Genomic DNA, 21,950 nt, shown 5'->3' on the forward strand with positions numbered 1-21,950 from the left:
CCGTCCATGTGTCGCAGTAAATTTTTGACCGTTTCTTTATAGGCGCTTTAAATTCTCTTTAATGCCTTTGTTTTTCCCGCTATTTCCCGTCTGATCCCACTAAATCCCGGCCAATTATGATCCTTCCTGTATATATAGAACCATCTGCCGCGTCACATGCAGATAGAGGAGGGTGCATATGCTTTCAGCAGTAAATGCTTTTTTCAGGCTCGAGGCAGCAAGCGGCATTTTGCTGATTTTTGCAGCCCTGTTTGCCGTTGTACTGGCAAACTCTCCGCTGTCGCACTACTACGACCTGCTGCTGGATACACCGGTGGAGGTGCGAGTCGGCGCCATTGAGATTGCCAAGCCGCTGTTGCTATGGATCAATGACGGGCTGATGGCGGTATTTTTCTTTATTGTCGGCCTGGAGCTGAAGCGGGAAGTGCGTGAAGGGGAGCTGGCCAGCATGCAGGCCATTGCTCTGCCGGCATTCGGTGCGCTGGGTGGCATGATTGTGCCGGCTGTGATCTATATCCTGATGAACAGGCACGACCCGATTGTCCTGCAGGGGTGGGCTATTCCGACGGCGACCGACATCGCTTTTGCACTGGCCATTCTGACACTGCTGGGCAAGCGTGTGCCCTTGGCGCTGAAGACCTTTCTGGTTTCTCTGGCGATCTTCGATGACATCGGTGCGATCATCATTATTGCTATCTTCTATACCAGCAATATCTCCACAATCAGCCTTGTTATCGGCGCCGCGTGCCTGGCTGTGCTGGCGCTGTTGAACAGGATAAATGTCTACAGGCTGACGCCATATCTTTTGGTAGGTCTGATCATGTGGGTGGCGGTGCTGAAGTCAGGAGTACATGCCACGCTTGCCGGTGTACTGTTGGCTCTGTTTATTCCGCTTGCCCCTGATCCGCGTAGTGATCGCTCTCCGCTGAAAGATCTGGAGCGGGATCTCCATGCCGTCGTTGCTTTTGTGATTCTGCCCCTGTTTGCCTTCTTTAATTCCGGACTGGATTTGACTGAGGTAGGTGTCGAACAGCTGTTACACCCGGCGACAATCGGCGTTGCACTTGGTCTGTTTGTCGGCAAGCAGTTAGGTGTGTTCACCTTTGCATGGTTGGCTGTAAAAGCGGGGCTGGCCAGGTTGCCTGGTAGTGTGAACTGGCGTCATATATATGGTGCTTCCCTGCTCTGTGGTATCGGCTTTACAATGAGTTTGTTTATCGGTTCTCTCGCCTTTGAAGGCAGTCGCGACAATTTCCTCTTCGATGAGCGGTTGGGCATTATTGCCGCATCTACACTGTCGGCTGTTTGTGGCTATCTCTGGCTGAACAGAGTCCTTGGCAAAGCTAATACAGGATAGAATGGAACCCTCGCCATTTCGACCGGCTCTGTGCTGGCTCGATAGCTATGAGGAATGAGAACATTGGAGCCACGCCAAATCACATGGTTATATCTGAATATACCTTGCACCGTTCAGATTGTGCGATTATAAATCCACCAGTGATGTGGGCCTGAGGGGGGAGTCGTATGTGGAAAAAGTCGACCGAAGAATCTGCGGATATGCAGAACAGACTGGACCATCTGGTCGACGAGCTGGATCATCTGGATGAATCCTTTGCCAATCATACATATGAGGATACATCGGATGAGAGTGACATGTCCTGGCTGGATGCGGATGATCACGGTATGCAGCAGGGCAACGACATGCCGCATGCCGATTATTCGACCGATATGTTTGAAGGTGAGGCGCAGGGCAGGCGTCCTTTCAAGTTTCTGTTTGGGCTCTTCGCCGTATCCACATCGCTGATGCTGGCGCTGCTCTGGTTCTTCTGGCCGAATACAACAGACATTAACAGTTCCGTGTCACAGTCGGTGGCTCAGCATGATGTCAAAGCGACGCCTGACGCGCCCGCAGCTTCAGGCGAAGCGGATCAATCAACTGCCGTGGCGCAATCATCACCTGACCCGGTTGAAGACAAACCTGCTGCTCAGGATAACCCTGTGCCGGCAAGCGCTGCAGATGTTCCTGAAGTAGCACCCAAAAAAGTCGAAGTGACTAAAAATGTAGCGCCATTGCCGGCCGGCATAGTGAAGAGTCAGCAGCAGTCCTCTGCCGCCAATCAGCAGCCAGCAGTACAGCCAGCAGCAAATACGGCGGTTGAAAAAGATATGCAGCGTCAGTTGCTCACCGTTGATGTTCATCTGGGGCTGATCAGGGATGCGCCAGGCAGCGAGGGTAAGGTGGTTGCGCGCTTAAAGAGGGGAACAGTTGTGTTGAGCCTGTTTCGTCAGGGGGACTGGTACCGGATTCGCCTTCCCGATAGCAGGGAAGCATGGGGTAACAAGGTTATTTTTGCTATAGCTAAGGGCGAGCCTGCGGAAAAATCAACCGGACAGGTGTCCGGATCTGGCACAGCGGCCCCCGTCACTGCTTCTCAGCCAGATGCTGCCGCTGATCAAGCCGGCGCGAACTCATCTGAAACGACGGCTTCCTCGACAGATACAGTGTCGGCTACAGCAAACTCTGAAGTTAAACGGGTAGAGCAGAGACAAGTGCTTACTGTCAGTGTGCATCTCGGCATTATCAGGGATGCACCCGGCAAGCATGGCAAAGTGGTGGCCAGATTAAAACAGGGAACTCCTGTGATAACCTTGTATCGTCAGGGAGAGTGGTATCGGGTGCTGTTGGCGGGTCATGAGGCGTGGGCGCATCAGAGTATTTTCTGATACAGGCCCAGCAGAATCAGGATATGCAACGGGCACAATATCCTGTCAATGCCAAGGGTTGAATGGTGATGTCCTTCATCGGATAATTTAATAGATGGAGAATCACGCACACGACCACCACGGTCATAGCCATGGCCACCACGGCCATAAACTGGATCTGGCACTAGGGCTGACACTGCTGTTTGCCATTGTTGAGTTGATTGGCGGCCTGATTTCCAACTCTCTGGCACTGCTGGCTGATGCGGCACATATGTCATCCGATGTGATTGCGCTCGCGCTTGCGGCATTTGCCGGCAGGCTGGCGTTGAAACCGGCCCATAGCGGCATGACTTACGGTTACGGACGTGCACGCGTACTTTCCGCGCAGCTAAACGGCTTTGCCCTGTGGTTTCTCAGTGGCTGGATTACATGGGAGGCAACTGGTCGTCTGAGTGCGCCGCCAGCTGTGCATGGCGGTATGGTCATAGCGATCGGCGCGATTGGCCTGATAGTGAATCTGGTTATTTTAACATGGCTACATGGAGAGCATGATATCAATTCACGTGCTGCATTCTGGCATGTGGTAGGGGATGCGCTTGGTTCCGTCGCGGCGGTTATTGCCGGCGTGGTAATCTATTTCACGGGATGGATGCCGATTGACCCGATTCTTTCATTCCTTGTGGCTGCAATTCTCGCATGGGGAGGATGGCGACTGATCCGTGAGACTACCGCGGAGTTGATGGAGGCCGTTCCTGATGCTATCGATACTGAGGTTGTCGAAGCCTGTCTGAAAGCTGTGCAGGGTATTTCCGATATTCACCATATCCATCTCTGGAAATTACCGGATGGCCGTATGGGTATGTCAGCTCATGTTGAGATTGAATCGATGTCGGAATGGGATGAAATCCTGCCTCTCCTGCTGGAGAAACTGCGCAAGCAGGGGGTGGATCACGCCACGCTGCAGCCCGAATCATCTCATCTGCAGGGTGATTGCTCTCCCTGTAACGATCATCATTGCTGATCCGCTTTACCTGTTATTGCTATTGCCGTGCAGATTTGATTTACATGCAGCCGGGGTGCCACGACCCATGGCGTGAATCAGGCGTAAAGGGTGTGTGATACAACACCCTTTACGCCTTGTCTTTTACAGGTGCATCTGGTTGAGCCAGCGCTCCAGAAAGTGAATATTGAAATCGGCACTTTGGAACCCCGGATTGGCCAGCAGGCGCTGGTGTAGTTCCTGGTTGGTGGTAACACCCAATACGACCAGTTCATCCATTGCCCGCTGCATGCGGCGGATGCATTTCTGGCGGTCACGTGCATGGGTGATGATTTTGGCAATCATGGAGTCATAGTAGGGGGGGATGGAGTAGCCGGTATAGAGGAATGAGTCCACACGTACACTGCGACCACCCGGTGCGTGATACAGCTGAACAGTTCCAGGTGACGGAGTGAACTTGAATGGATGCTCGGCGTTGATGCGGCACTCAATGGCATGCCCCTTCATTTTGATATCATCCTGAGTGAAGGCGAGCTGCTCACCACTGGCAACGCGGATCTGCCATTCGATCAGATCGACGCCTGTGATCCATTCGGTAACAGGATGTTCAACCTGAATACGTGTATTCATCTCTATGAAATAGAAGGATTTATCCGGATTCATAAGGAACTCGATGGTGCCTGCTCCGACATAATCAACAGCCCTGGCGGCGGCAACGCCGGCAGCACAAATCTTTGCGCGCGTCTCGTCATCCACGAAGGGGCTGGGCGCCTCTTCCAGTACTTTCTGATTATTCCGTTGCATGGAGCACTCGCGTTCAAACAGGTGCACGATATTGCCGTGCTTGTCGCCGAGTACCTGTACTTCGATATGGCGCGGCTCTTCCAGATATTTCTCGATAAATACGGTGTCGTCACCGAATGCAGCTCCGGCCTCGCTCTGACACATGGAGAAGGCATTCGGCAGTGAAGCCTCACTATGAACTACCTTCATGCCGCGTCCGCCACCACCGGCAGAAGCTTTCACAATGACCGGAAATCCGGCTGCCTTGGCAATTGCTTTTGCCTCATCGACAGTGGTAACTGCACCATCTGAGCCCGGCACCAACGGCACATTGGCCTCATCCATCTTCTGTTTGGCAGCCACCTTGTCGCCCATAATGCGCATCGATTCAGGTGTCGGGCCAATCCAGACAAGACCGGATTCACTGACAATCTCCGCGAATGAAGCGTTTTCAGCCAGAAACCCGTAACCCGGATGGATGGCCTCGGCATCGGTCAGTTCGGCTGCAGCCATGATGGCTGCTATATTAAGATAGGATAATGTGCTGGGAGCTGGTCCGATACATATAGATTCATCGGCCAGACGCGTGTGCATGGCATCCTTGTCGGCTTCAGAATAGACGGCGACAGAACGGATGCCCATCTCTTTGCAGGCGCGAATAATACGGACTGCGATTTCGCCGCGATTGGCAATAAGAATTTTGTGAAACATGTAACCCCCGTTATGCCAGAGGCGTGATGATAAACATAGGCTGGCCATACTCGAGCGGGGAGGCGTTATCAACCAGAATGGCCTCGACAATACCACCGTATTCCGCTTCGATTTCATTCATCATTTTCATTGCTTCGATAATGCACAGTGTATCGCCCTTGGCCACTTTCGCGCCTACGCTGATAAAGGCATCAGCATCCGGGCTGGGGGCAGAGTAGTAGGTGCCGACCATGGGGGATTTGACGACATGTGCATCATCCGGCTCGCTTGCTGCGACTGGAGCTTCGGCAGCAGCTGGTGCTGGTGTTGCTGCAGGTGCGGCTGCTGCGTAGACCTGCTGAGCGGCGGCTGGCGTCTGCGTGGCAGCAGCCTGATTCTGGCGTGAGATGCGCACCGTTTGGTCAGCTATAGTGACCTCAAGTTCTGTAATGTCGGTGTTTCTTACCAGTCCGATCAGTTTGCGAATTTGCGATATGTCCACATTAAACTCCTGTATTGATATGTTGTATACGTAGTAAGTCGTTCAGCCCGCGCAGGGCAAGCAGATAGGAAGTAGCGCCGAAGCCTGCAATGACTCCGGCGGCAGCATCTGCCAGCATGGAGTGATGGCGGAAGCTTTCCCGTTGGTGAATATTGGACAGATGTACTTCAATGAAAGGCAGTGCGGTGGCCAGCAGTGCATCACGCAGCGCGATGCTGGTATGGGTATAAGCGGCCGGATTGATGACAATGCCATCCACATCTTCAGAAACCGCCTGCTGGATGCGGTCAACCAATGCACCCTCATGATTGCTCTGGAAGTTCTCAATTTCGATGTCGAGAGACTCAGCCAGTGTGTGCATGTTGTTCGTGATTTCCGCCAGTGTCTGATTGCCATAATGGCCGGGTTCGCGCGTGCCCAGCATATTCAGGTTGGGACCGTGCAGCACAAGTATGCGTAATGTTTTCATTCCGGTCTCTCCAGTAGCCACTTCTCTTTAAGTTGTATCAGCACGGCGTCCCCCGGCTTTAGTTGCAGTAGTCGGTCGAGCATATGTAGCGCCTCATCGTGCTCACCCTGTTCAAAGAGAAGTCGGGCAAGGGTGATCGAGGCGGCCGGGTCATGTCTTTTATTGAGTTCCTGAAGCTGTAGTGCGCGGATAGCACTGGCAATGCCGGCATCAATATGGCCGAGCTTTCTCTGAATTCTGGCAAGCAGCTTCCAGGCGCGCATTTCCGCCGGCGCAAATTCGAGCACATCTCTGAGAATAACTTCGGCTGTTTCCAGTTTGCCGTTGCGGGCCGCAGCAAAGGCGGCGGCCATACCTTCTGAAACACCACGCCAGTTTACCGGCTTTGGCATCGATTTGGACGAATGGGTATTGGGCGCAGATGTGCTTGCTGCTAGCATGCCCCTGAAGCTACGCAGTCGCGCATAGCGGGTCAATCCGATTTTGTGAAAAATGAGTAAAAACAGGCCCGTATTGAATCAATATGCTGCAAAATCGAGTCGTTTCTGGCCAGAGAGGGAATATGCCGAAAACAATTATGATCCGTTTGAACGGGGAAGAGTACAGTACCGGGGCCGCCACGCTGGCAGGGCTTATCAGCGAGCTTGGTCTGGAGCAACGGATGATCGCAATAGAACGAAACCTCGAAGTTGTGCCGAAAAGTCAATATGCTTCGACGCCGCTGATAACTGGTGACCGTATTGAGCTGGTGCACATGATAGGTGGCGGCTGACATGAAATCATGCTTGTAATGCATTAATTCGGATCATTGAACGGGAGAGGACATGACAGACAGTTTCAAGGTTGGCACACATGAATTCAAATCACGTTTGATTGTGGGCTCCGGAAAATATAAGGATTTTCAGACCACGAAAGGTGCCACCGAGGCGGCGGAAGCGGAGATGATTACCGTGGCTGTACGTCGGGTGAATATTACCGATCCGGGCAAAGAGAATATGCTCGATTATATTGATCCGAAAAAATATACCATTCTGCCCAATACTGCAGGTTGTTTTAATGCCGATGATGCCGTGCGCACGTTGCGGCTGGCCCGCGAGGCAGGCGGCTGGAATCTGGTCAAGCTGGAAGTGCTCGGCGATACGCAGACGCTCTATCCGAATGTGGTGGAGACGATCAAGGCGGCGGAAACGCTGGTGGCCGAAGGATTTGAAGTCATGGTATATACCAATGACGACCCGATTGTAGCCACACGACTGGAAGAGATCGGCTGCGTGGCTGTGATGCCTCTGGGTAATCCGATCGGCTCCGGTCGCGGCCTGGCCAACCCGTTCAATATTCGTGTTATCAAGGAGCGGGCAAAGGTGCCGATTGTTGTCGATGCAGGGATCGGTACGGCTTCCGATGCAGCCAAGGCTATGGAGTTGGGGGCGGATGCGGTTTTGATCAACACCGCTATTGCCGAAGCAAGAGATGAGTGCATGATGGCTCGTGCCATGCGCGATGCGGTCAGGGCAGGGCGCATGGCGTATCTGGCAGGCCGTATGCCCAAGCGTGCCTTTGCTTCTGCCTCCAGTCCGACAGAAGGTTATATCTGGGACTAAATGCAACATTTCAATATCTCCCATCGCAGGCAGAGGAGTGTAATGTCTCTGCTCTTTGTGTGGGAGTGTCTTGTGACGAAACTATAACAATTACCCTCTGTGTCCTTCGTGTCCTCTGTGGTGAGAAAAAAGGAATATAAGAATGACTGAATTGAAGAATGATCTGTTTTTGCGTGCATGCCTGAGAGAAGATGTAGAGCGCACCCCGGTATGGATGATGCGTCAGGCCGGGCGCTATCTGGCTGAATACCGGGCGACAAGAGCCCGCGCCGGTGGTTTCCTGAATCTGTGCCGCTCACCTGAGCTCTGCTCGGAAGTGACGCTGCAACCGATTGATATACTGGGTGCCGATGCCGCCATTCTGTTTTCCGATATTCTGGTAGTCCCGGAAGCTATGGGTATGGAGTTGACCTTTGGCGTGGGGGAGGGACCGAAATTTCCCGATCCGATCACCTGTCGTGCCGATGTGGAAAAACTGCCCGTATTGGACGATCCATCCAAAGAGCTGGGTTATGTGATGGATGCAGTAAGCACGATTCGCAGGGATTTGAACGGACGTGTGCCGCTGATTGGTTTTGCCGGTAGTCCGTGGACACTGGCTACCTATATGGTGGAAGGTGGCGGTTCCAAGAATTTCTCCAAAGTCAAAGCCATGATGTTCAATGAGCCGGAGACCATGCATTTACTGCTTGAGAAGTTGGCCGACTCTGTTGCAGCCTATCTGAATGGACAGATTGCTAACGGCGCTCAGGCAGTACAGATCTTTGATACCTGGGGCGGCATTCTCAATACAAGTAACTATAAAGAATTTTCGCTGGCCTATATGCAGCGCATTGTGCAGCAGTTGACCCGTGAGAATGACGGGCGCCGCGTGCCTGTTATTCTCTACTCCAAGGGCGGCATGGGCTGGCTGGAAGCGATGGCTGATACCGGTTGCGATGTGCTGGGGCTGGACTGGTCGATTGATATCGATGTGGCAAAAGCCCGCGTTGGTGACCGTGTTGCCCTGCAGGGTAATATGGACCCGACCATGCTGTATGCAAAACCGGAGCGGATTCGTGCCGAGGTGAAAGATATTCTGGCCCGATTCGGACACGGCAACGGCCATGTGTTCAACCTGGGGCACGGTATTACCCCGGATGTGCCGCCCGAGCACGCGATCGAATTCTTCAAGGCTGTGCGCGAAGAGTCTGTGCGCTATCATGGTTAAACCGGTTATAGTAATAAGGAGACAGGTATGAGCGGCAGAGATGATTCACGCAGTATGGCCCTGTATTGCGACTTCGAAAATGTCGCACTGGGTGTACGCGATATCAAACTCGATGCATTCGATATCCAGCGGGTACTCGAACGCTTGTTGCTCAAAGGTAATATTGTCGTCAAAAAAGCTTACTGTGACTGGGCGCGCTACAAGGATTTCAAGGCACCGATGCATGAGGCGGCTTTCGAGCTGATCGAGATCCCGCATGTGCGGCAAAGCGGTAAAAATTCTGCCGATATCCGCATGGTCGTTGATGCACTGGACCTGTGCTACACCAAGGCGCATGTGGATACGTTTGTTATCATTTCCGGCGACTCCGACTTCTCACCTCTGGTCTCCAAGTTACGCGAGAATAACAAACTGGTGATCGGGGTGGGTGTCAAACAGTCGACTTCCGACCTGCTTATCGCCAACTGCGATGAGTTTATCTATTACGATGATCTGGTGCGCGATTCGGAGAAGCAGGTCAAGTCACGCCGGCGTCGCTCGTCAGGCAAGTCCAAAGCCAAAGCGAAAACCGAGAATAATGAGCTGCCGGTCGATGAAGTTACCCTTCAGCAGGAGGGGATCGACCTGGTGCTGGAAACGGTCGAGGATCTGTTCAAGGAGCGCAGTGATGAAGACAAGGTTTGGGGCTCCATGGTCAAGCAGACCCTAAAGCGCCGCAAACCGGGCTTCTCCGAGGGCTACCACGGATTCAGCAGTTTCGGAAAAATGCTTGAAGAGGCGGAAAAGCGCGAGTTGCTGACTCTGGAGAAGGACGAGAAATCCGGCGGTTATATCATCAAGGATTTTTCGCACGAAGAGTAGGTTCACTTCCGGGCATTAAAAGCTCTCTGCCACGTAAGAAGGGTGCAATAATAGAAAACGCCGGCATATACAGATGCCGGCGTTTTCCGTTTCCGGTGAGTTAAACTCCCTCGGGTTGTGTCTCAGGCCTCATAAGCGGCGATCAGCGCAGCTTTCAGCTTCGGATGCTCATCGAGGTTGGTAATGGACAAATATGTCGCAGCGATCGGTTGCAGAATACGCATGGTACACTCTTCCAGCCATGCCTTTCTGAATCGTTCGAAATCCAGCTTGTTATCGGTAACACAATCAGTCGCCAGCCCTGTCGGGTGATCAAATGAGAGTTCCCCTTCGATCATGATATCAAATTCGTGCGAATAGGTGCCGATGCCGCAGTCAGCTGCGAGCATTCTGAAAATGTAGTCAACCGGATCATGATGGCGCATGCACTCATCGAGGTTAATGATGGCAGCCGGGGCATAGCGAATGCCTTTAAAGTCAAATTCAACCTGCGCTTCTACAAGATTCATGTTTTACCTGCCTGTTTCTGCCCGGACACTCTGCCATTGGCTAATGTCACAATCATAGTGGCTTTTGATTTTCTCTCCACAGTAAACTTGATCTATTAAAGTAGGGCGGGGCAAAACACAGAGTGTGTTGCCTCTATCGGAAGGTCACTGTTTTTATGTTATACCGGAGGGTCATGGGCGCGGTGATGACTTTTTACAAACTCTTCATTATTTACCTTGCCCAACACTCTGCAATGCCTCAAGCTATGACAGTTGCACAGGGAGATGTTATGAATGCAAAAGGTTTTACACTGAATGATGATTTCGGCATAGCAGAGCAACTGGCCTTTCGCGATGCCGGAGGCGGTTTTATTGTCATTGATGTCGATAATAGTCAGTGCACGGCCAGCATAGCCATGCAGGGGGCTCATCTGATGAGGTGGAACCCGAAGGGTGAGGAGCCGGTCATCTGGATGTCGCCCGTGGCGAAACTTGCACAGGGCAAGTCTATTCGCGGCGGGGTGCCGATCTGCTGGCCCTGGTTCGGCGCGCATGCCAGCGAAGCCTCTTTTCCCGGCCACGGTTTTGCCCGCACGGTGGCATGGGATGTGATTGCTACAGCGGCACTGGATGATGGCTCCACGTCGATCAGCTTTCGTATTGCCGAGATCAACAGAGAGCTGTGGCCATATGATGCACCGGCTGAAATGCATATGGTGATAGGCAGCAAACTTGAGATGGAACTGGTTACTGAAAACCGGGGTGAGGAAACGATTACCGTCGGTGATGCGCTGCATACCTATTTTTGCGTCAGCGATATCAGCAGGATTGCTGTTCGAGGGCTGGACGGCTGTGACTATCTGGACAAGGTCGGGCCTGCCGCGCGCAGGACACAGAAGCATGATATCAGGATCGCCTCAGAGGTGGATCGCATCTATTTCGATCAGGGGCAGGATATTGTGATCGAGGATCCTGGGCTGGATCGCGGTATACGCATCGAAAAAAGAGGCAGCCACTCAACAATAGTCTGGAATCCGTGGATTGATAAATGCCGGGCTATGGGTGATTTCGGATCGGATCAGGGTTTTCTTGGTATGGTATGCGTGGAGAGCGCCAATGCCGCCGAGGATGTTGTGCAGCTGACCGCTGGTGACAGGCATAGTTTATGGGTTCGCTATAGCGTCGAATAACCCCGGTTGCCGATGGCGGAGAGATTCAACTGAGGTGCCGATAACAAAGCGCTAAAGCACGATACTCTGGTCACTCCGGGGTGCAGGGTAGTTTCAGACCACCGGGAATGGCGTCCCATATTTCGGCCCAGAGTACGCCGTAGGCCATGGCTGCCGGTGCCAGACGGTTGAATTCGGGCAGTGGTTGTCTGAGCTCGGCCATCTGCTCGACGGCGCTGGCATAAGGAATGCAGGCCTGCATCATCTGTTTGCCGATACGATGCCGTTGGCCAAGGATGTGAAGGTGCAGTTTCTTGCGGCGATCCACCATATTGAGAAAGGCGCGGATACGCAGCTTGCCTATACTGTGCTCTTTCTTGAAGTCGATAACCTGTTTGAGCATGCGTAGAGAAAGCACTGACGGCAGCGTAGGTACGATGAGCATGTCTGCTGCGTGGAAAATAGCCTCGGAAAGCAGTGTAAAGCCGGGCGGGCAGTCCATAATCACCAGATCGTAATCGCGTGAGAGCGGGGAGAGAATTTTCTGCAGTTGTTGTTGCGATTTCTTCATCCCATGTAGTAACAGGTCGGCATGTCGCATGGAGAAGTCCGAGGGTAGCAGGTCGAGGTTGTCGTAGAGCGTTGGTTTGACAATATTTTCGGCATCCACCTTGCCACGCAGCAGCCGGTCGGGGCGTTTTCCCGGTTTGACCTGCAGGCAGTATGTTGAGGCCCCCTGAGGATCAAGGTCCCATAACAGGACGCGTTGCCCCTGACTGGATGCGTACCATGCCAGATTCACAGCCGTCGAGGTTTTTCCCACGCCACCCTTGATGTTATAAACGGCCAGCACCTTCATCCAATCACTCTCCCTCCTGCCGGTTGCAGTGACTCAATGATGGCAGACCAGCGCTCTGATACAAGTGACTTGGCATGTCTGTTGCTGATTCACCATTATGAACAGTTATCAAAATATAGGTGTGGCCGGCTGGAGCCTGAAGCCTGTAAAGCTGCCGGAGCAGGGCGGTACGCATACCGCTGCCGGTCTGTTCCAGCAATATCTGGATAAAAGCAGCGGTGGTGGGTTGCCGCTATCAGACAAAACATTGACGCCCGATGCCATCCGGACACTGGCGGCAAACCTTATTTCAGCACTGGAGCGGGCCAGCATGCATGCCCTGTTTTCCGAATCCGGAAGTGGTGGTTCGGATGCAGGTTTTGCCTCCACCGACCTGTTTATGGCCATGCGTAACAGTGCCGTTATGCCGGCAGCCTCTGCCGTGCCTGCGGCAGGCGAAAAACCGGCTATATCAACACCCGTGATGAAGGACTCTGAACCACCAGTGATATCAACGAAAGAAGAGATCAAGCAGTCCGGTGTCGTGCCAGGTGCCGATACACGGGCACAGTATGGACCAGTGATTACACGTGCAGCAGCAGCCTTCGGGCTGGACCCGAAGTTGATAAAAGCCGTCATTCAGACAGAGAGCGGTTTTAATGCTCAGGCGGTTTCTCCTGTCGGGGCACAGGGGCTGATGCAGCTGATGCCCGGTACGGCGGCGGATCTCGGCGTTAAGGATGCTTTTGATCCCGAGCAGAATATTCAGGCGGGCAGTAAATACCTGAAGCAACTGATGGATCGATATCACGGAGATACCGGGCTTGCGCTGGCAGCCTACAACTGGGGTATGGGCAATCTCGAGCGAAACCCTGAACGCATGCCGCAGGAGACCGTAAATTACGTTGCCAAAATCACCGGCCTGATGAATAGCGCAGCCTGAGATGTGCATGGAAGGCTCGCGTCAGTTAACGCTTGCCGGCCGGTGACAAAGGTTTCTGTTGTGTCAGCGAATAACTTTCACCCAGTTCAGCATCACGGGTAGTGAGTTTGTTGGCAAGCTCTTGCTCCTGCTCAAGCAAAGTAAGCAGCCGGTCGCGGCTGATCACATGAACCATACACGGAATTATGGCCTCCACCTTAACGGTTGATGCACTGTCCATATCAGAACCATGGCCCATCAGTGCCTTCTCCCCGAAACACTCACCTGTTAACAGGGCTCCTTCGCGGTGTTCGTCACTCGAATCGAAAGTGATACGTACAACACCGCGAGCGATGATAAAAAGACTTTCGTTCTGTTTGTCGGGCCGCACAAGATACTCGTGTTCCAGCAGACTGATCGTCTTGAACTGTGCTGCGAGCTGTCCGATTTCACTATCATTCAGGTCAGAAAACAGTGGGACGCGACGAATCATGTCGGGCACGTTGTTCGGGATCGGTTCTACCTGTTGGCCACGCAGTGTCCCCAGCCTCCTGGAGAGTCCTGCCTCGATATTTTTGGCCACACTTTCGGGCAGGGCCCCCTGTTCAGCTTTTTCCTCTGCGGTTTCAAGCTCGGCGAGCAGGAGCATGCGCTGCCCCAGTCGGGTCTGCATCGAGTTGACGAACTCCGGATATTGCTCGCTAACCTGATAGAGATGGCGGGTGGCAATTTCGTGCCATGAACGATATTTGTCGATCACCTCTTCAGCATTCGTCTCGCTCATCAACTCCATTTTCGCCAGCTTGCCAAGCGACCTGATGACGTGCTGGCTGCCAAGAAAGTGCGCCCATATCTGCTCATAATCGAGAATGATTCGCGACATACGTATTTTTTCAGCCACCGGCATTAACCAGGGGGCCAGGTTAGCCATATGGAAAAAGGACTGCTCCAGTACGCGTTTGATGCGATGGGAGTGCACATGCTCGAAAGCGCCGTGATAGCGCAAGGCATCAATCTGCAGGTTCAGAACCAGTGATAGCTCCCGATAGGCCCCTTCACTGATATGGCCCTTGTTGTACATCTCTGTGTAAAAGGACTTCTCTTCGCTCAGCGCCCGCAGATAGATCAGGTTTAACTCATTGTTTCTGTCCAACTCTGATGCACGCAGCTCATCAATCCTTTGCAGGGCACTGCTGATGGCATGATCACACTCCACAGTCAGGTTATGGGCGATACGACTGGAAAAAAAGCCCCCATCCCTGAGAGATGGCAGTTGTTCCATGGCCCGTTGCCTGGAGGCCAGATCGAGTTCGATGAAGGCGAACCGGTCGGCAAGCGGAGGGACATTGAGTCTCAATTTTTTCATCACCCATTCGATCGAGAGCCCCTGTACCAACAGCGTGAACAGGACGGCTCCCATGACCATCGCCACGAACAGATCGGAGTACTCAAATTCCGGCAGGCTGAGTACCAGTGCCAGCGCGATTGCACCGCGCAGGCCACCCCAGAACATAATGAACTGGTAGGGGATGGATATAGGCCGGGATCCCGGCAGCCGGCCGATCAGTGGAATCAGGCAGAAAATGACAATGGCCCGTGCAACCAGCATGGCAATAATAACCCAGACAAGCATGCCCATGGTTTGCCACATATCGGCAAGGTTGACCTTCATGCCGACCAGAAGAAATAACAACGCATTGGCGATAAAGGCAAGCAGCTCCCAGAAGTGTTCCAGGTAGATGCGTACCGATGTAGAGATACGGATACGACCCCAGCTTCCCAGTGTCAACCCTGCACCGACGGTGGCCATGACGCCGCTGACATGGAATACCTCTTCGGCCAGCAGAAAGGAGAGATAGGCCAGTGCTGTGGTCAGGCCTATCTCGATAAAGGATTCCGATTCAACCCAGCCGATAATTTTGCCGGTAAGGAAGCCGAGCCCGATGCCGGTTGCCAGACCACCGATAAAAAGCCAAAAGAATGTTATTATTCCACTGCTGATAGAAGCCTCGCCACTGTGTTCGATGACCATGCCAATCAGAATGCCTGCGACTACGATTGAGGTAGCATCGTTAAAGAGACTCTCGCCTTCGATCAGTGTATTCAGGCGGTCCGGGGCGCCGATCTGGCGGAAAATGGAAACAACAGCAACAGGATCGGTGGCGCTCAGGATAGCGCCGAGCAGCAGTGCCATGGAAAATGGAATAGCGGTGGCCCACCATAGGATGCAGCCGATTGTAAAAGTGGAGATCAGCAGCCCCGGCACAGCCAGGGTCAACACAGGGCCAATATTGTGGACAAGTCTTCGGGCATTGAGATTATAACTGGATTCGAAAATCAAGGCAGGCAGGAAGACGTAAAGAATCATGTCCGGGGATATCTTTAAGGCATGAAAAATACTGAAGCCGGGATATACGTCGTGCAGGGAATTCAGTCCAATGCCGACGAGTACCAGCAGGATGGTGAAGGGCAGGCGGACACGTTGAGCCAGAAACTGGATGAAGAGTGCTACCAGCAGCAGGCTGAAAATACTCCAGATGACTGCGCTGACCAGAGAGGTGTGTTCCATTAACCTATCCTAGACCATGGGCGCTCTGTACTTAAGCGGAAACGTTCAATTTGATGACACCGGGGGAGTGCCGCGTGGGTCGGGCCGTCAGAAAATGCCTTTAAACAGCAGATGGGCTGCTACTATGGGAATACGAAACTGGCCCTTGCAGACTATGACCGGGGGATGGGGAGTCTCGAACGTGACCCTGAACGCATGCCGCAGGAGACCGTAAATTACGTTGCCAAAATCACAGGGCTGATGAATCACAATGCCTGAAGCTTATCCGTAATCTGCAAGTAACCTCCGGATCACTCCTGCTATGACAAAGGTTTGTATTTATATGATTTGATTGACTTTATACTGTGATAGTGCTATCAAGGCACGCATTTGTTGCTTGGAGGGCTGCTTTTGACAGAGAGGTAAAGCGAGCATGGATAAGAATAAAACAGTTACTGCACGCGACAGACAGAAAAGAAAAGGGCTTTTTCGGGCAGTGCTTCTTTACCTGCTGGTTATAGCAGTTGTTGAATTCATGATCATGCTGTCGATTAATGGCTTGGATCATAAACTTGAATGGCTGACCGTCGCGATACTGGATGCGGCTCTACTGATCATTGTTTTGTTTCCGATTTCCTACTTTATGATTCTCAAGCCGCTGCATGCACACTTGTTACAGGCCCTGCGTCAAAGCGAGGATCAGTTTCAGTCCCTGACGAAAACGGCTACAGATGCCATTCTCGGAGTGGATGAGTTCGGAAAGATTAGTATCTGGAATGATGCTGCGACAAAAATGTTGGGTTATAAAGCAAGTTATGCCATTGGACACTCGTTAGATACGCTTGTTGTGCCGCAGGGGTACAGGGCCACGCTGCGCGATGCACTGGCGTATCATCATGATTCTGACCGGGGAAATGGGGGCGGAGAAACCCTCGAGCTAGTGCTGTTGCATAAAGATGGCACGGAGATTCCGGTTGAGTTGTCTGCCTCTTCCTACCTGCGTAACGGATGCCGGCATGCAACGGCGATTATCCGCAATATCAACCACAGAAAGCAGACCGAGGCGGAACTGCTGTCTCTTACCGAGCGATTGAGAAAGAGCTTGATCACCACGGTCCAGATTGTAGCCAGAGCTGCTGAGGCAAAGGATTCGTATACCGGAGGTCATCAGCTGCGGGTCTCAAGACTTGCCCGAAGGATGGCCCAGGAAGTGGGGCTGGAGAGTCAGCAGGTAGAGGGGATACGTTTGGGAGCGCTGGTTCATGATATCGGCAAGATTCAGATTCCATCTGAACTGCTGTCAAAACCGACGAAGTTGAGTGCTGCTGAATTCGAATTAATCAAGGAGCACGCACTGAATGGCTACAATATCTTAAAAGGCATTGAATTTCCCTGGCCAATCGCTGAAATCGCCTATCAGCATCATGAACGATGGGACGGAAGCGGCTACCCTCAGGGGCTGAAAGGGGAGGCGATCTGTCTTGAGGCAAGAGTGGTTGCCGTGGCTGATGTGGTGGAGGCTATAGGATCGCATCGTCCCTATCGTGCGTCAAAAGGGCATCAGGAGGCGTTGGATGAAATTACAAAAAATCGTGGTAAAAAGTACTGCCCGATCGCGGTGGATGCCTGCCTGAAAGTATTCGCTGATAATTTCAGTTTTGAATGAGAGTGCTGTTAAAAAAACGACCGGCACCTTTTACATACAGAGGTGCCGGTCGCTGAGAGATGGGCTTGCCTCACAGGTGAGGCTTTTAGACTAAGCAATTAGTCGCGGCGCTCATGCCCATAGCTACGATTGTCGGCATAACGGGAGTATTGGCGGTTGTTGCTGCGGACCTGACGACTGTGTGAGTAGACAGGCCTCTGTACGCGATGTTCATAGATGGGTCTCTGTGTGCGATGCACATAGAGAGGTCTCCGCACGCGGTGCTCATATCGCGTCACTACCGGTTTGTGGTGGACGCGTGGTTGATGCGGTGCCACATAAACAACCTGCTCCTGATATTGGCTGGCAATGACCGCGCCGGCAATGGTACCCAGTACGGCGCCGAAGATAGCGCCCTGCAGGGCCTGATCGCTGGAAGAACCGGCAACAGCGCCGGTGGTTGCACCGACAACGGCACCGGTAGTCATGGCCCGATCCTGATAGGATGCAGCCTGAACAACAGGTGCGGCAAGCAGAGTCGTGGTCAACAGGGTAATAGTCACTATTCGTTTCATATCTGTCTCCTGTAGGGATATATCCCTCATAGTGGGAAACCCTAGGCGGAGAAATGCATAGAAGTGCATCCACTGTGCAAAGCTATGTAAGGAAATTGTAAATTCGTGCTATCCTGATGCCGGGTAAGAGGTGCTTCTGTTGTTGTAACCTGAAGCAAGGTATCAGCTGAGAGAGTACGCGCCGTCCTCTGCGAGTAACGGAGCAGCTGATTGCTCTGAAATGGAAACCGGGTTGTTAACCGCTTCAGTGCTTTTCATTTCCCCACGGGTGCAGTTTGCTCGGGCTGATGTATTCAATCTTCACACTGGGAATGGGCGCCAGCTCAACCTCCACATGGTTAAATGGCATGTCGGGATCTTCCACCTTGTCCTGTAGCTTGCCCGCTTGTGAGATGGCCATGACCAGCGCCTTGCCGATCAGGTTGTCATGCAGAGCTTGCATGGCCTGTTCTTCATCGACTTTTCCGCTGCCGTGATGATGAAAATGGACAAACACTTTTGGCGGCACACCGACCTCAATATCGATCTCGGTCAGCGTATAGCCCGCCTTTTTCAGATATGGCAACGTTGTCTTGATATCCGAGCTGATGTGCTCAAGGGAGAGCTCCTTGTTAAAGACCTGTGATATTGCACTGTTGGTCAGTCCCAGAAACTGGCTGGCGGCGGCGGTATAGTGCCCCTGTTTAAGCTCCGCTTTCCACAGATTGGCATGCTCGCCGGTCAAGGCTACTTCAAACGAGCGGTATATAGCCCAGGAAGAGAGCAGCAATGCCAGCACGGTAAGTCCGATTAACAGCCGTAGCAAACGACGCTTGTGGTGATGCCAGCGTCCTTTTTTTGCATGCGGGTGGCGTTTGTGATGATGGTGTGCGGATGCCTTTTGCTGTTGTGCAGATCCAGTGCCTGGTCTGATCGGCTGTCCTGGTGCGCCACTCCGGCCGGTATTTGCAGCCGATTGTTCAGTTTTCTGCGGGGGTTCTTCATTTTTGTCGATGGTCACGTTTGGCTGCTCTGTATGATTTAGTCGGTTTTCTCTGTCGTGCCCATGTTGTCTTTGGCGTCTTCAATCAGGCACTGGATCTCATCAATGGCGGCACTGTTACCGGCTTCAATCAGGCCGATAATGAAGTTTTCGATGGTGCGCGGCAACAGTGCAGGGTCATCCGGCGTACCGCGTGAGTAGAGAATGAAACCGTTGAGAAATGCTTCAAACTGTTCGTCGGACAGCTTCTCGTGATTTTTGTTTTGTGAACCGGCCATAAATGCCTTGACCTGACTGCTGCTGAATTCGAAACCGCCAAGCTCGAAAATCTCCTTGATCTCGAAATGTTTGAGATTGTTGGCGATGGATATCTTCTTGAGAATCATATTATTTTTCATGGGCGAAAGCCTAGTGCAACGGGGGCTCAATCAGGTAGTCTTTTTTTCAGTCATGTTACCTCGGCTTGTCTTGCTGCATCGGTATGGGATCAGCCTGGTTCCACTATTCCCAAAGCAATGGTGCGTTGGCATGATGCGCCGCCTTTTGATGCAGGCCAATCGACTATTAGCACAGGTGCAGCAAATCCGGCTGGCTAACAGCTACCTTTAATCACGGATATAGTGGAGATGAACAGATGACCAGATTCAGAGCGCTCGCAGCTGTCGCTGCGTTTGTGAGCGCAACCTCTGCCCATGCAGGCGTAATTACTTCGGCCGGTTCGACCACCGTTCAGCCGGCGATGAAGGCCTGCTCACAGGCCTATAAAAAGACCCATGCTGACATGCAATTTATTATTGCAGGAGGTGGCTCGAGCAAAGGCGTGAAGACTATTGCAAGAGGTAAAGTGGATATTGGTCGTGCCTCTCGTGCCATCAAGGATAAGGAGCTGGCAGCCTATCCGGAGATGAAAACCTTCAAGCTTGCAACCGACGGTGTAGTGCTTGTGGTAAATGCCGCCAATACCATTTCAGATCTGAGTTCCGCACAGGTGGAGCAGTTGTTCAAGGGCGCAGTGAGTAACTGGCAGGCAGTAGGCGGCGCGAATGCTGCGGTGAATCTGATTTCACTGGGTACGGAGCATGGAACCTACGAGCTGTTTTCCCACCATTTTCATCTGAAGGGTGAGGAGGTAGACGGCAATCTGGTATTTGATCATGGACATGCATGGATCGCTTTTTCACAGGATATCGCGCTGGATAAAGTAGCCCATGATGTAGATGCGATCACATTTGCATCAGTCGGTGTTGCCGGTGAATTTTCCCGCAACGGGAGTGTGAAGCTGTTGAGGCTGGATGGTATTGAGCCGACGACCGCCAATGTGGTGAACGGCACATACAAGCTCTCGCGCCCGTTGTTACTGCTGACCAGGGGCGAGCCGGTGGGTGAAGTGAAAGACTTTATCGACTATATGCAGGCAGATGAGTGCCAGGCAATCGTAAAGAAGCTCGGTTATATCCCGCTTCATTGAATATAAGTAATCTATATAAAACAATCATATAAACGGGGTATTTTAATGCGTTATATTATTGCTGTGCTGCTTGCAACGGCAGGTATGAATCTGATGGCAGCTAATGTTCAGGCGGATGAGTCCAGAAGCGTGAATTTCATGATCTTTGTCAAGGTGCAGCCGAACTATGAGTATGACCCGATCATGTTTGGCAATTTCAGCCAGTTTATTGACAAGATGAACGGTACGCGCCTGCTGCTTCTGTCGCACAGTGCAAGGGCGCTGAGCGGAGACGTGATCAACCTTCAGCAGGATGTGCTCAGTGACAATGAGAGTGGTGGTCTGGACGATGTTGGTGTGAATTGCCAGCTGAGTTTTCTCTACACCGGTGAAGCCCGGGATACGGAATATCAGCTCAATGGTGACTGCCAGATTATCGGTCGTTTCAATGGCGAGAGCACAAGCCTGAAAGCCCATATTCCGGACACAGACCTGCCGGATGCGGCCAGGGGTACAGATGTCTGGATGGAGGTTTACGAAGATGCCAAATCCGGAGTGGCCTTTTACGCCAACGTAAGCAAGCGATAGTTTGCTGCTTAAGGTTCGGCGCGTGTAACCCGGGCCGGGGGAGAGAGTCATGAGTGAGAGCTTTAGCTTTGCGGCAACACCACATATCCATTTTGGCGTTGGCAAGCGACATGAACTGGAGAAAGTGATCGCATCATTCGGACGGCGGGTATTGCTGGTTACAGGTGCTGCATCCTTTGAAGCATCTGGTTATGGACAACTCCTGCTGGATAACCTGCAGGCTCAATTCGAGCTCAGGCGAGTTCGTGTCAGCGGTGAGCCATCGCCGCAGCTGGTGGATCAGGCGGTTGCCGGATATGCCGGCTGGCTGCCCGATTGTGTGGTAGCCATCGGCGGCGGCAGTGTGATCGACGCCGCCAAGGCCATTGCCGGCCTGCTGCCGAGTGGCGCTTCGGTGATGGAATATCTCGAAGGGGTAGGGCGGGGTAGTATATATAACGGGCCATCGACGCCATTCATCGCGCTTCCAACCACGGCAGGAACCGGTGGCGAAACCAGCAAAAATGCAGTGTTATCGGTGGTCGGTAAAAATGGATTCAAGAAATCGTTTCGTCATGACCTGTTGGTGGCGCGCGTTATTATTCTGGATCCGGAGTTATCTCTGGGCTGCCCGCCCGATGTGACAGCGGCCTGCGGTATGGATGCCTTGACCCAGTTGCTGGAATCCTATCTGTCATCTGATGCCAGTCCGATCACCGATGCGCTGGCTCTGAGTGGGCTGGCGCATGTGCGGGAGTCTCTGATCCGGCGGTAGAGCAGGGCGATAATCTGGAGGCGCGCTCAGGCATGCTCTACGCTTCGTCCATCTCCGGTCTGACACTGGCTAATGCAGGGCTCGGCAGTGTGCACGGATTGGCTTCCCCACTGGGCGCTTTTTTTCCGATTCCGCACGGCGTGGTATGTGGTACGCTGGTCTCTGCGGCAGCCAG

At 52.7% G+C, this 21,950-nt stretch carries 23 protein-coding genes and 1 pseudogene; 14 read left to right on the forward strand and 10 right to left on the reverse strand.

The genetic code is table 11. The features are described from left to right. Positions 1–178: 178 nt before the first annotated feature. The 3 genes from nhaA to SPV1_RS09175 all read left to right on the forward strand — a co-directional run bounded on the left by nhaA (position 179) and on the right by SPV1_RS09175 (position 3,724). The gene (gene nhaA / locus SPV1_RS09165) at positions 179–1,357 is read left to right on the forward strand and encodes a Na+/H+ antiporter NhaA (RefSeq protein WP_009850894.1); all 1,179 of its coding nucleotides are present in this window, start codon (positions 179–181) and stop codon (positions 1,355–1,357) included. A 167-nt stretch (positions 1,358–1,524) separates the two neighbouring features. Beyond that, complete coding sequence (locus tag SPV1_RS09170; protein ID WP_009850895.1) at positions 1,525–2,724, forward strand: SH3 domain-containing protein; 1,200 nt, start codon at positions 1,525–1,527, stop codon at positions 2,722–2,724. Positions 2,725–2,818: 94 nt separating this feature from the next. Beyond that, the gene (locus tag SPV1_RS09175) at positions 2,819–3,724 is read left to right on the forward strand and encodes a cation diffusion facilitator family transporter (RefSeq protein WP_009850896.1); all 906 of its coding nucleotides are present in this window, start codon (positions 2,819–2,821) and stop codon (positions 3,722–3,724) included. Between the two features lie 123 nt (positions 3,725–3,847). On the opposite strand, the gene accC is transcribed toward SPV1_RS09175, so the two are convergent. From accC to SPV1_RS09195, 4 genes are read right to left on the reverse strand one after another with little or no spacing between them, the layout of a single operon-like run. Next, positions 3,848–5,197 (reverse strand): acetyl-CoA carboxylase biotin carboxylase subunit, encoded by a 1,350-nt coding sequence (gene accC / locus SPV1_RS09180; RefSeq protein ID WP_009850897.1) that lies wholly within the window; start codon positions 5,195–5,197, stop codon positions 3,848–3,850. Positions 5,198–5,207: 10 nt separating this feature from the next. Then, positions 5,208–5,678: an acetyl-CoA carboxylase biotin carboxyl carrier protein gene (gene accB, locus SPV1_RS09185; RefSeq protein WP_009850898.1), complete on the reverse strand. Its 471-nt coding sequence runs from the start codon at positions 5,676–5,678 to the stop codon at positions 5,208–5,210. A 1-nt stretch (position 5,679) separates the two neighbouring features. Continuing rightward, the gene (aroQ, locus tag SPV1_RS09190; RefSeq protein ID WP_009850899.1) at positions 5,680–6,147 is read right to left on the reverse strand and encodes a type II 3-dehydroquinate dehydratase; all 468 of its coding nucleotides are present in this window, start codon (positions 6,145–6,147) and stop codon (positions 5,680–5,682) included. Further along, complete coding sequence (locus SPV1_RS09195) at positions 6,144–6,587, reverse strand: tetratricopeptide repeat protein (RefSeq protein ID WP_231288358.1); 444 nt, start codon at positions 6,585–6,587, stop codon at positions 6,144–6,146. Before SPV1_RS09195 ends, aroQ begins: the two co-directional genes overlap by 4 nt. A 122-nt stretch (positions 6,588–6,709) precedes the next feature. Between SPV1_RS09195 and thiS the strand changes: the two genes are divergently transcribed. From thiS to SPV1_RS09215, 4 genes are all read left to right on the forward strand, one after another. Further along, positions 6,710–6,919 carry a sulfur carrier protein ThiS gene (gene thiS / locus SPV1_RS09200; protein WP_040881925.1) on the forward strand — a complete coding sequence of 70 codons (210 nt, stop codon included), beginning with the start codon at positions 6,710–6,712 and terminating at the stop codon, positions 6,917–6,919. A 52-nt stretch (positions 6,920–6,971) separates the two neighbouring features. Then, on the forward strand, positions 6,972–7,748 hold the full coding sequence (locus SPV1_RS09205) for a thiazole synthase (protein WP_009850902.1): 777 nt from the start codon (positions 6,972–6,974) through the stop codon (positions 7,746–7,748). 142 nt (positions 7,749–7,890) lie between these two features. Then, positions 7,891–8,958 carry a uroporphyrinogen decarboxylase gene (hemE, locus tag SPV1_RS09210; protein WP_009850903.1) on the forward strand — a complete coding sequence of 356 codons (1,068 nt, stop codon included), beginning with the start codon at positions 7,891–7,893 and terminating at the stop codon, positions 8,956–8,958. Between the two features lie 27 nt (positions 8,959–8,985). Then, on the forward strand, positions 8,986–9,819 hold the full coding sequence (locus tag SPV1_RS09215) for an NYN domain-containing protein (protein WP_009850904.1): 834 nt from the start codon (positions 8,986–8,988) through the stop codon (positions 9,817–9,819). A gap of 122 nt (positions 9,820–9,941) precedes the next feature. Here the strand turns inward: SPV1_RS09215 and SPV1_RS09220 are convergent, their stop codons facing one another. Next, positions 9,942–10,328, reverse strand: coding sequence for a hypothetical protein (locus SPV1_RS09220; protein WP_009850905.1), 387 nt, complete (start codon positions 10,326–10,328; stop codon positions 9,942–9,944). Positions 10,329–10,597: 269 nt separating this feature from the next. Between SPV1_RS09220 and SPV1_RS09225 the strand changes: the two genes are divergently transcribed. Further along, positions 10,598–11,497 carry a D-hexose-6-phosphate mutarotase gene (locus tag SPV1_RS09225; RefSeq protein ID WP_231288359.1) on the forward strand — a complete coding sequence of 300 codons (900 nt, stop codon included), beginning with the start codon at positions 10,598–10,600 and terminating at the stop codon, positions 11,495–11,497. A gap of 70 nt (positions 11,498–11,567) precedes the next feature. Here SPV1_RS09225 and SPV1_RS09230 read toward each other — a convergent pair whose 3' ends face one another. Continuing rightward, positions 11,568–12,335: a ParA family protein gene (locus SPV1_RS09230; protein ID WP_009850907.1), complete on the reverse strand. Its 768-nt coding sequence runs from the start codon at positions 12,333–12,335 to the stop codon at positions 11,568–11,570. A gap of 97 nt (positions 12,336–12,432) precedes the next feature. On the opposite strand from SPV1_RS09230, the gene SPV1_RS09235 reads away from it, so the two are divergent. Then, a complete protein-coding gene (locus SPV1_RS09235) occupies positions 12,433–13,257 on the forward strand; it encodes a lytic transglycosylase domain-containing protein (RefSeq protein ID WP_009850908.1) in 825 nt (274 codons plus the stop codon). A gap of 25 nt (positions 13,258–13,282) precedes the next feature. Here the strand turns inward: SPV1_RS09235 and SPV1_RS09240 are convergent, their stop codons facing one another. Further along, positions 13,283–15,805, reverse strand: coding sequence for a cation:proton antiporter (locus SPV1_RS09240; RefSeq protein ID WP_009850909.1), 2,523 nt, complete (start codon positions 15,803–15,805; stop codon positions 13,283–13,285). A 538-nt stretch (positions 15,806–16,343) separates the two neighbouring features. Between SPV1_RS09240 and SPV1_RS09245 the strand changes: the two genes are divergently transcribed. Continuing rightward, positions 16,344–17,450: an HD domain-containing phosphohydrolase gene (locus tag SPV1_RS09245; RefSeq protein WP_231288360.1), complete on the forward strand. Its 1,107-nt coding sequence runs from the start codon at positions 16,344–16,346 to the stop codon at positions 17,448–17,450. Between the two features lie 98 nt (positions 17,451–17,548). On the opposite strand, the gene SPV1_RS09250 is transcribed toward SPV1_RS09245, so the two are convergent. From SPV1_RS09250 to SPV1_RS09260, 3 genes are all read right to left on the reverse strand, one after another. Continuing rightward, on the reverse strand, positions 17,549–18,004 hold the full coding sequence (locus SPV1_RS09250; RefSeq protein ID WP_018293608.1) for a glycine zipper domain-containing protein: 456 nt from the start codon (positions 18,002–18,004) through the stop codon (positions 17,549–17,551). A 244-nt stretch (positions 18,005–18,248) separates the two neighbouring features. After that, positions 18,249–18,809 carry a hypothetical protein gene (locus SPV1_RS09255; RefSeq protein WP_231288361.1) on the reverse strand — a complete coding sequence of 187 codons (561 nt, stop codon included), beginning with the start codon at positions 18,807–18,809 and terminating at the stop codon, positions 18,249–18,251. 215 nt (positions 18,810–19,024) lie between these two features. Further along, positions 19,025–19,384, reverse strand: coding sequence for a DUF1456 family protein (locus tag SPV1_RS09260; RefSeq protein ID WP_009850914.1), 360 nt, complete (start codon positions 19,382–19,384; stop codon positions 19,025–19,027). A 236-nt stretch (positions 19,385–19,620) separates the two neighbouring features. Here SPV1_RS09260 and SPV1_RS09270 point away from each other — a divergent pair, with 236 nt between their 5' ends. From SPV1_RS09270 to SPV1_RS14830, 4 genes and pseudogenes are all read left to right on the forward strand, one after another. Then, positions 19,621–20,454 (forward strand): phosphate ABC transporter substrate-binding protein, encoded by an 834-nt coding sequence (locus SPV1_RS09270; protein WP_009850916.1) that lies wholly within the window; start codon positions 19,621–19,623, stop codon positions 20,452–20,454. A gap of 45 nt (positions 20,455–20,499) precedes the next feature. After that, entirely contained in the window at positions 20,500–21,021 is a 522-nt protein-coding gene (locus SPV1_RS09275; protein WP_009850917.1) for a hypothetical protein, read from the forward strand. A gap of 49 nt (positions 21,022–21,070) precedes the next feature. After that, positions 21,071–21,775, forward strand: coding sequence for an iron-containing alcohol dehydrogenase (locus SPV1_RS09280; protein ID WP_009850918.1), 705 nt, complete (start codon positions 21,071–21,073; stop codon positions 21,773–21,775). A gap of 32 nt (positions 21,776–21,807) precedes the next feature. Next, positions 21,808–21,950: pseudogene (locus SPV1_RS14830) on the forward strand (iron-containing alcohol dehydrogenase); the annotation flags it as partial.

The sequence above is a fragment of the Mariprofundus ferrooxydans PV-1 genome (assembly GCF_000153765.1).
Lineage (GTDB): Bacteria > Pseudomonadota > Zetaproteobacteria > Mariprofundales > Mariprofundaceae > Mariprofundus > Mariprofundus ferrooxydans.

What these genes read in the sequence shown, in the direction of transcription:
- nhaA (WP_009850894.1), top strand. Translation starts at nt 179, where the DNA reads ATGCTTTCAGCAGTAAATGCTTTTTTCAGGCTCGAGGCAGCAAGCGGC.
- SPV1_RS09170 (WP_009850895.1), top strand. Translation starts at nt 1,525, where the DNA reads ATGTGGAAAAAGTCGACCGAAGAATCTGCGGATATGCAGAACAGACTG.
- SPV1_RS09175 (WP_009850896.1), top strand. Translation starts at nt 2,819, where the DNA reads ATGGAGAATCACGCACACGACCACCACGGTCATAGCCATGGCCACCAC.
- accC (WP_009850897.1), bottom strand. Translation starts at nt 5,197, where the DNA reads ATGTTTCACAAAATTCTTATTGCCAATCGCGGCGAAATCGCAGTCCGT.
- aroQ (WP_009850899.1), bottom strand. Translation starts at nt 6,147, where the DNA reads ATGAAAACATTACGCATACTTGTGCTGCACGGTCCCAACCTGAATATG.
- SPV1_RS09195 (WP_231288358.1), bottom strand. Translation starts at nt 6,587, where the DNA reads ATGCTAGCAGCAAGCACATCTGCGCCCAATACCCATTCGTCCAAATCG.
- thiS (WP_040881925.1), top strand. Translation starts at nt 6,710, where the DNA reads ATGCCGAAAACAATTATGATCCGTTTGAACGGGGAAGAGTACAGTACC.
- SPV1_RS09205 (WP_009850902.1), top strand. Translation starts at nt 6,972, where the DNA reads ATGACAGACAGTTTCAAGGTTGGCACACATGAATTCAAATCACGTTTG.
- hemE (WP_009850903.1), top strand. Translation starts at nt 7,891, where the DNA reads ATGACTGAATTGAAGAATGATCTGTTTTTGCGTGCATGCCTGAGAGAA.
- SPV1_RS09215 (WP_009850904.1), top strand. Translation starts at nt 8,986, where the DNA reads ATGAGCGGCAGAGATGATTCACGCAGTATGGCCCTGTATTGCGACTTC.
- SPV1_RS09220 (WP_009850905.1), bottom strand. Translation starts at nt 10,328, where the DNA reads ATGAATCTTGTAGAAGCGCAGGTTGAATTTGACTTTAAAGGCATTCGC.
- SPV1_RS09225 (WP_231288359.1), top strand. Translation starts at nt 10,598, where the DNA reads ATGAATGCAAAAGGTTTTACACTGAATGATGATTTCGGCATAGCAGAG.
- SPV1_RS09230 (WP_009850907.1), bottom strand. Translation starts at nt 12,335, where the DNA reads ATGAAGGTGCTGGCCGTTTATAACATCAAGGGTGGCGTGGGAAAAACC.
- SPV1_RS09235 (WP_009850908.1), top strand. Translation starts at nt 12,433, where the DNA reads ATGAACAGTTATCAAAATATAGGTGTGGCCGGCTGGAGCCTGAAGCCT.
- SPV1_RS09240 (WP_009850909.1), bottom strand. Translation starts at nt 15,805, where the DNA reads ATGGAACACACCTCTCTGGTCAGCGCAGTCATCTGGAGTATTTTCAGC.
- SPV1_RS09250 (WP_018293608.1), bottom strand. Translation starts at nt 18,004, where the DNA reads ATGAAACGAATAGTGACTATTACCCTGTTGACCACGACTCTGCTTGCC.
- SPV1_RS09260 (WP_009850914.1), bottom strand. Translation starts at nt 19,384, where the DNA reads ATGAAAAATAATATGATTCTCAAGAAGATATCCATCGCCAACAATCTC.
- SPV1_RS09270 (WP_009850916.1), top strand. Translation starts at nt 19,621, where the DNA reads ATGACCAGATTCAGAGCGCTCGCAGCTGTCGCTGCGTTTGTGAGCGCA.
- SPV1_RS09275 (WP_009850917.1), top strand. Translation starts at nt 20,500, where the DNA reads ATGCGTTATATTATTGCTGTGCTGCTTGCAACGGCAGGTATGAATCTG.
- SPV1_RS09280 (WP_009850918.1), top strand. Translation starts at nt 21,071, where the DNA reads ATGAGTGAGAGCTTTAGCTTTGCGGCAACACCACATATCCATTTTGGC.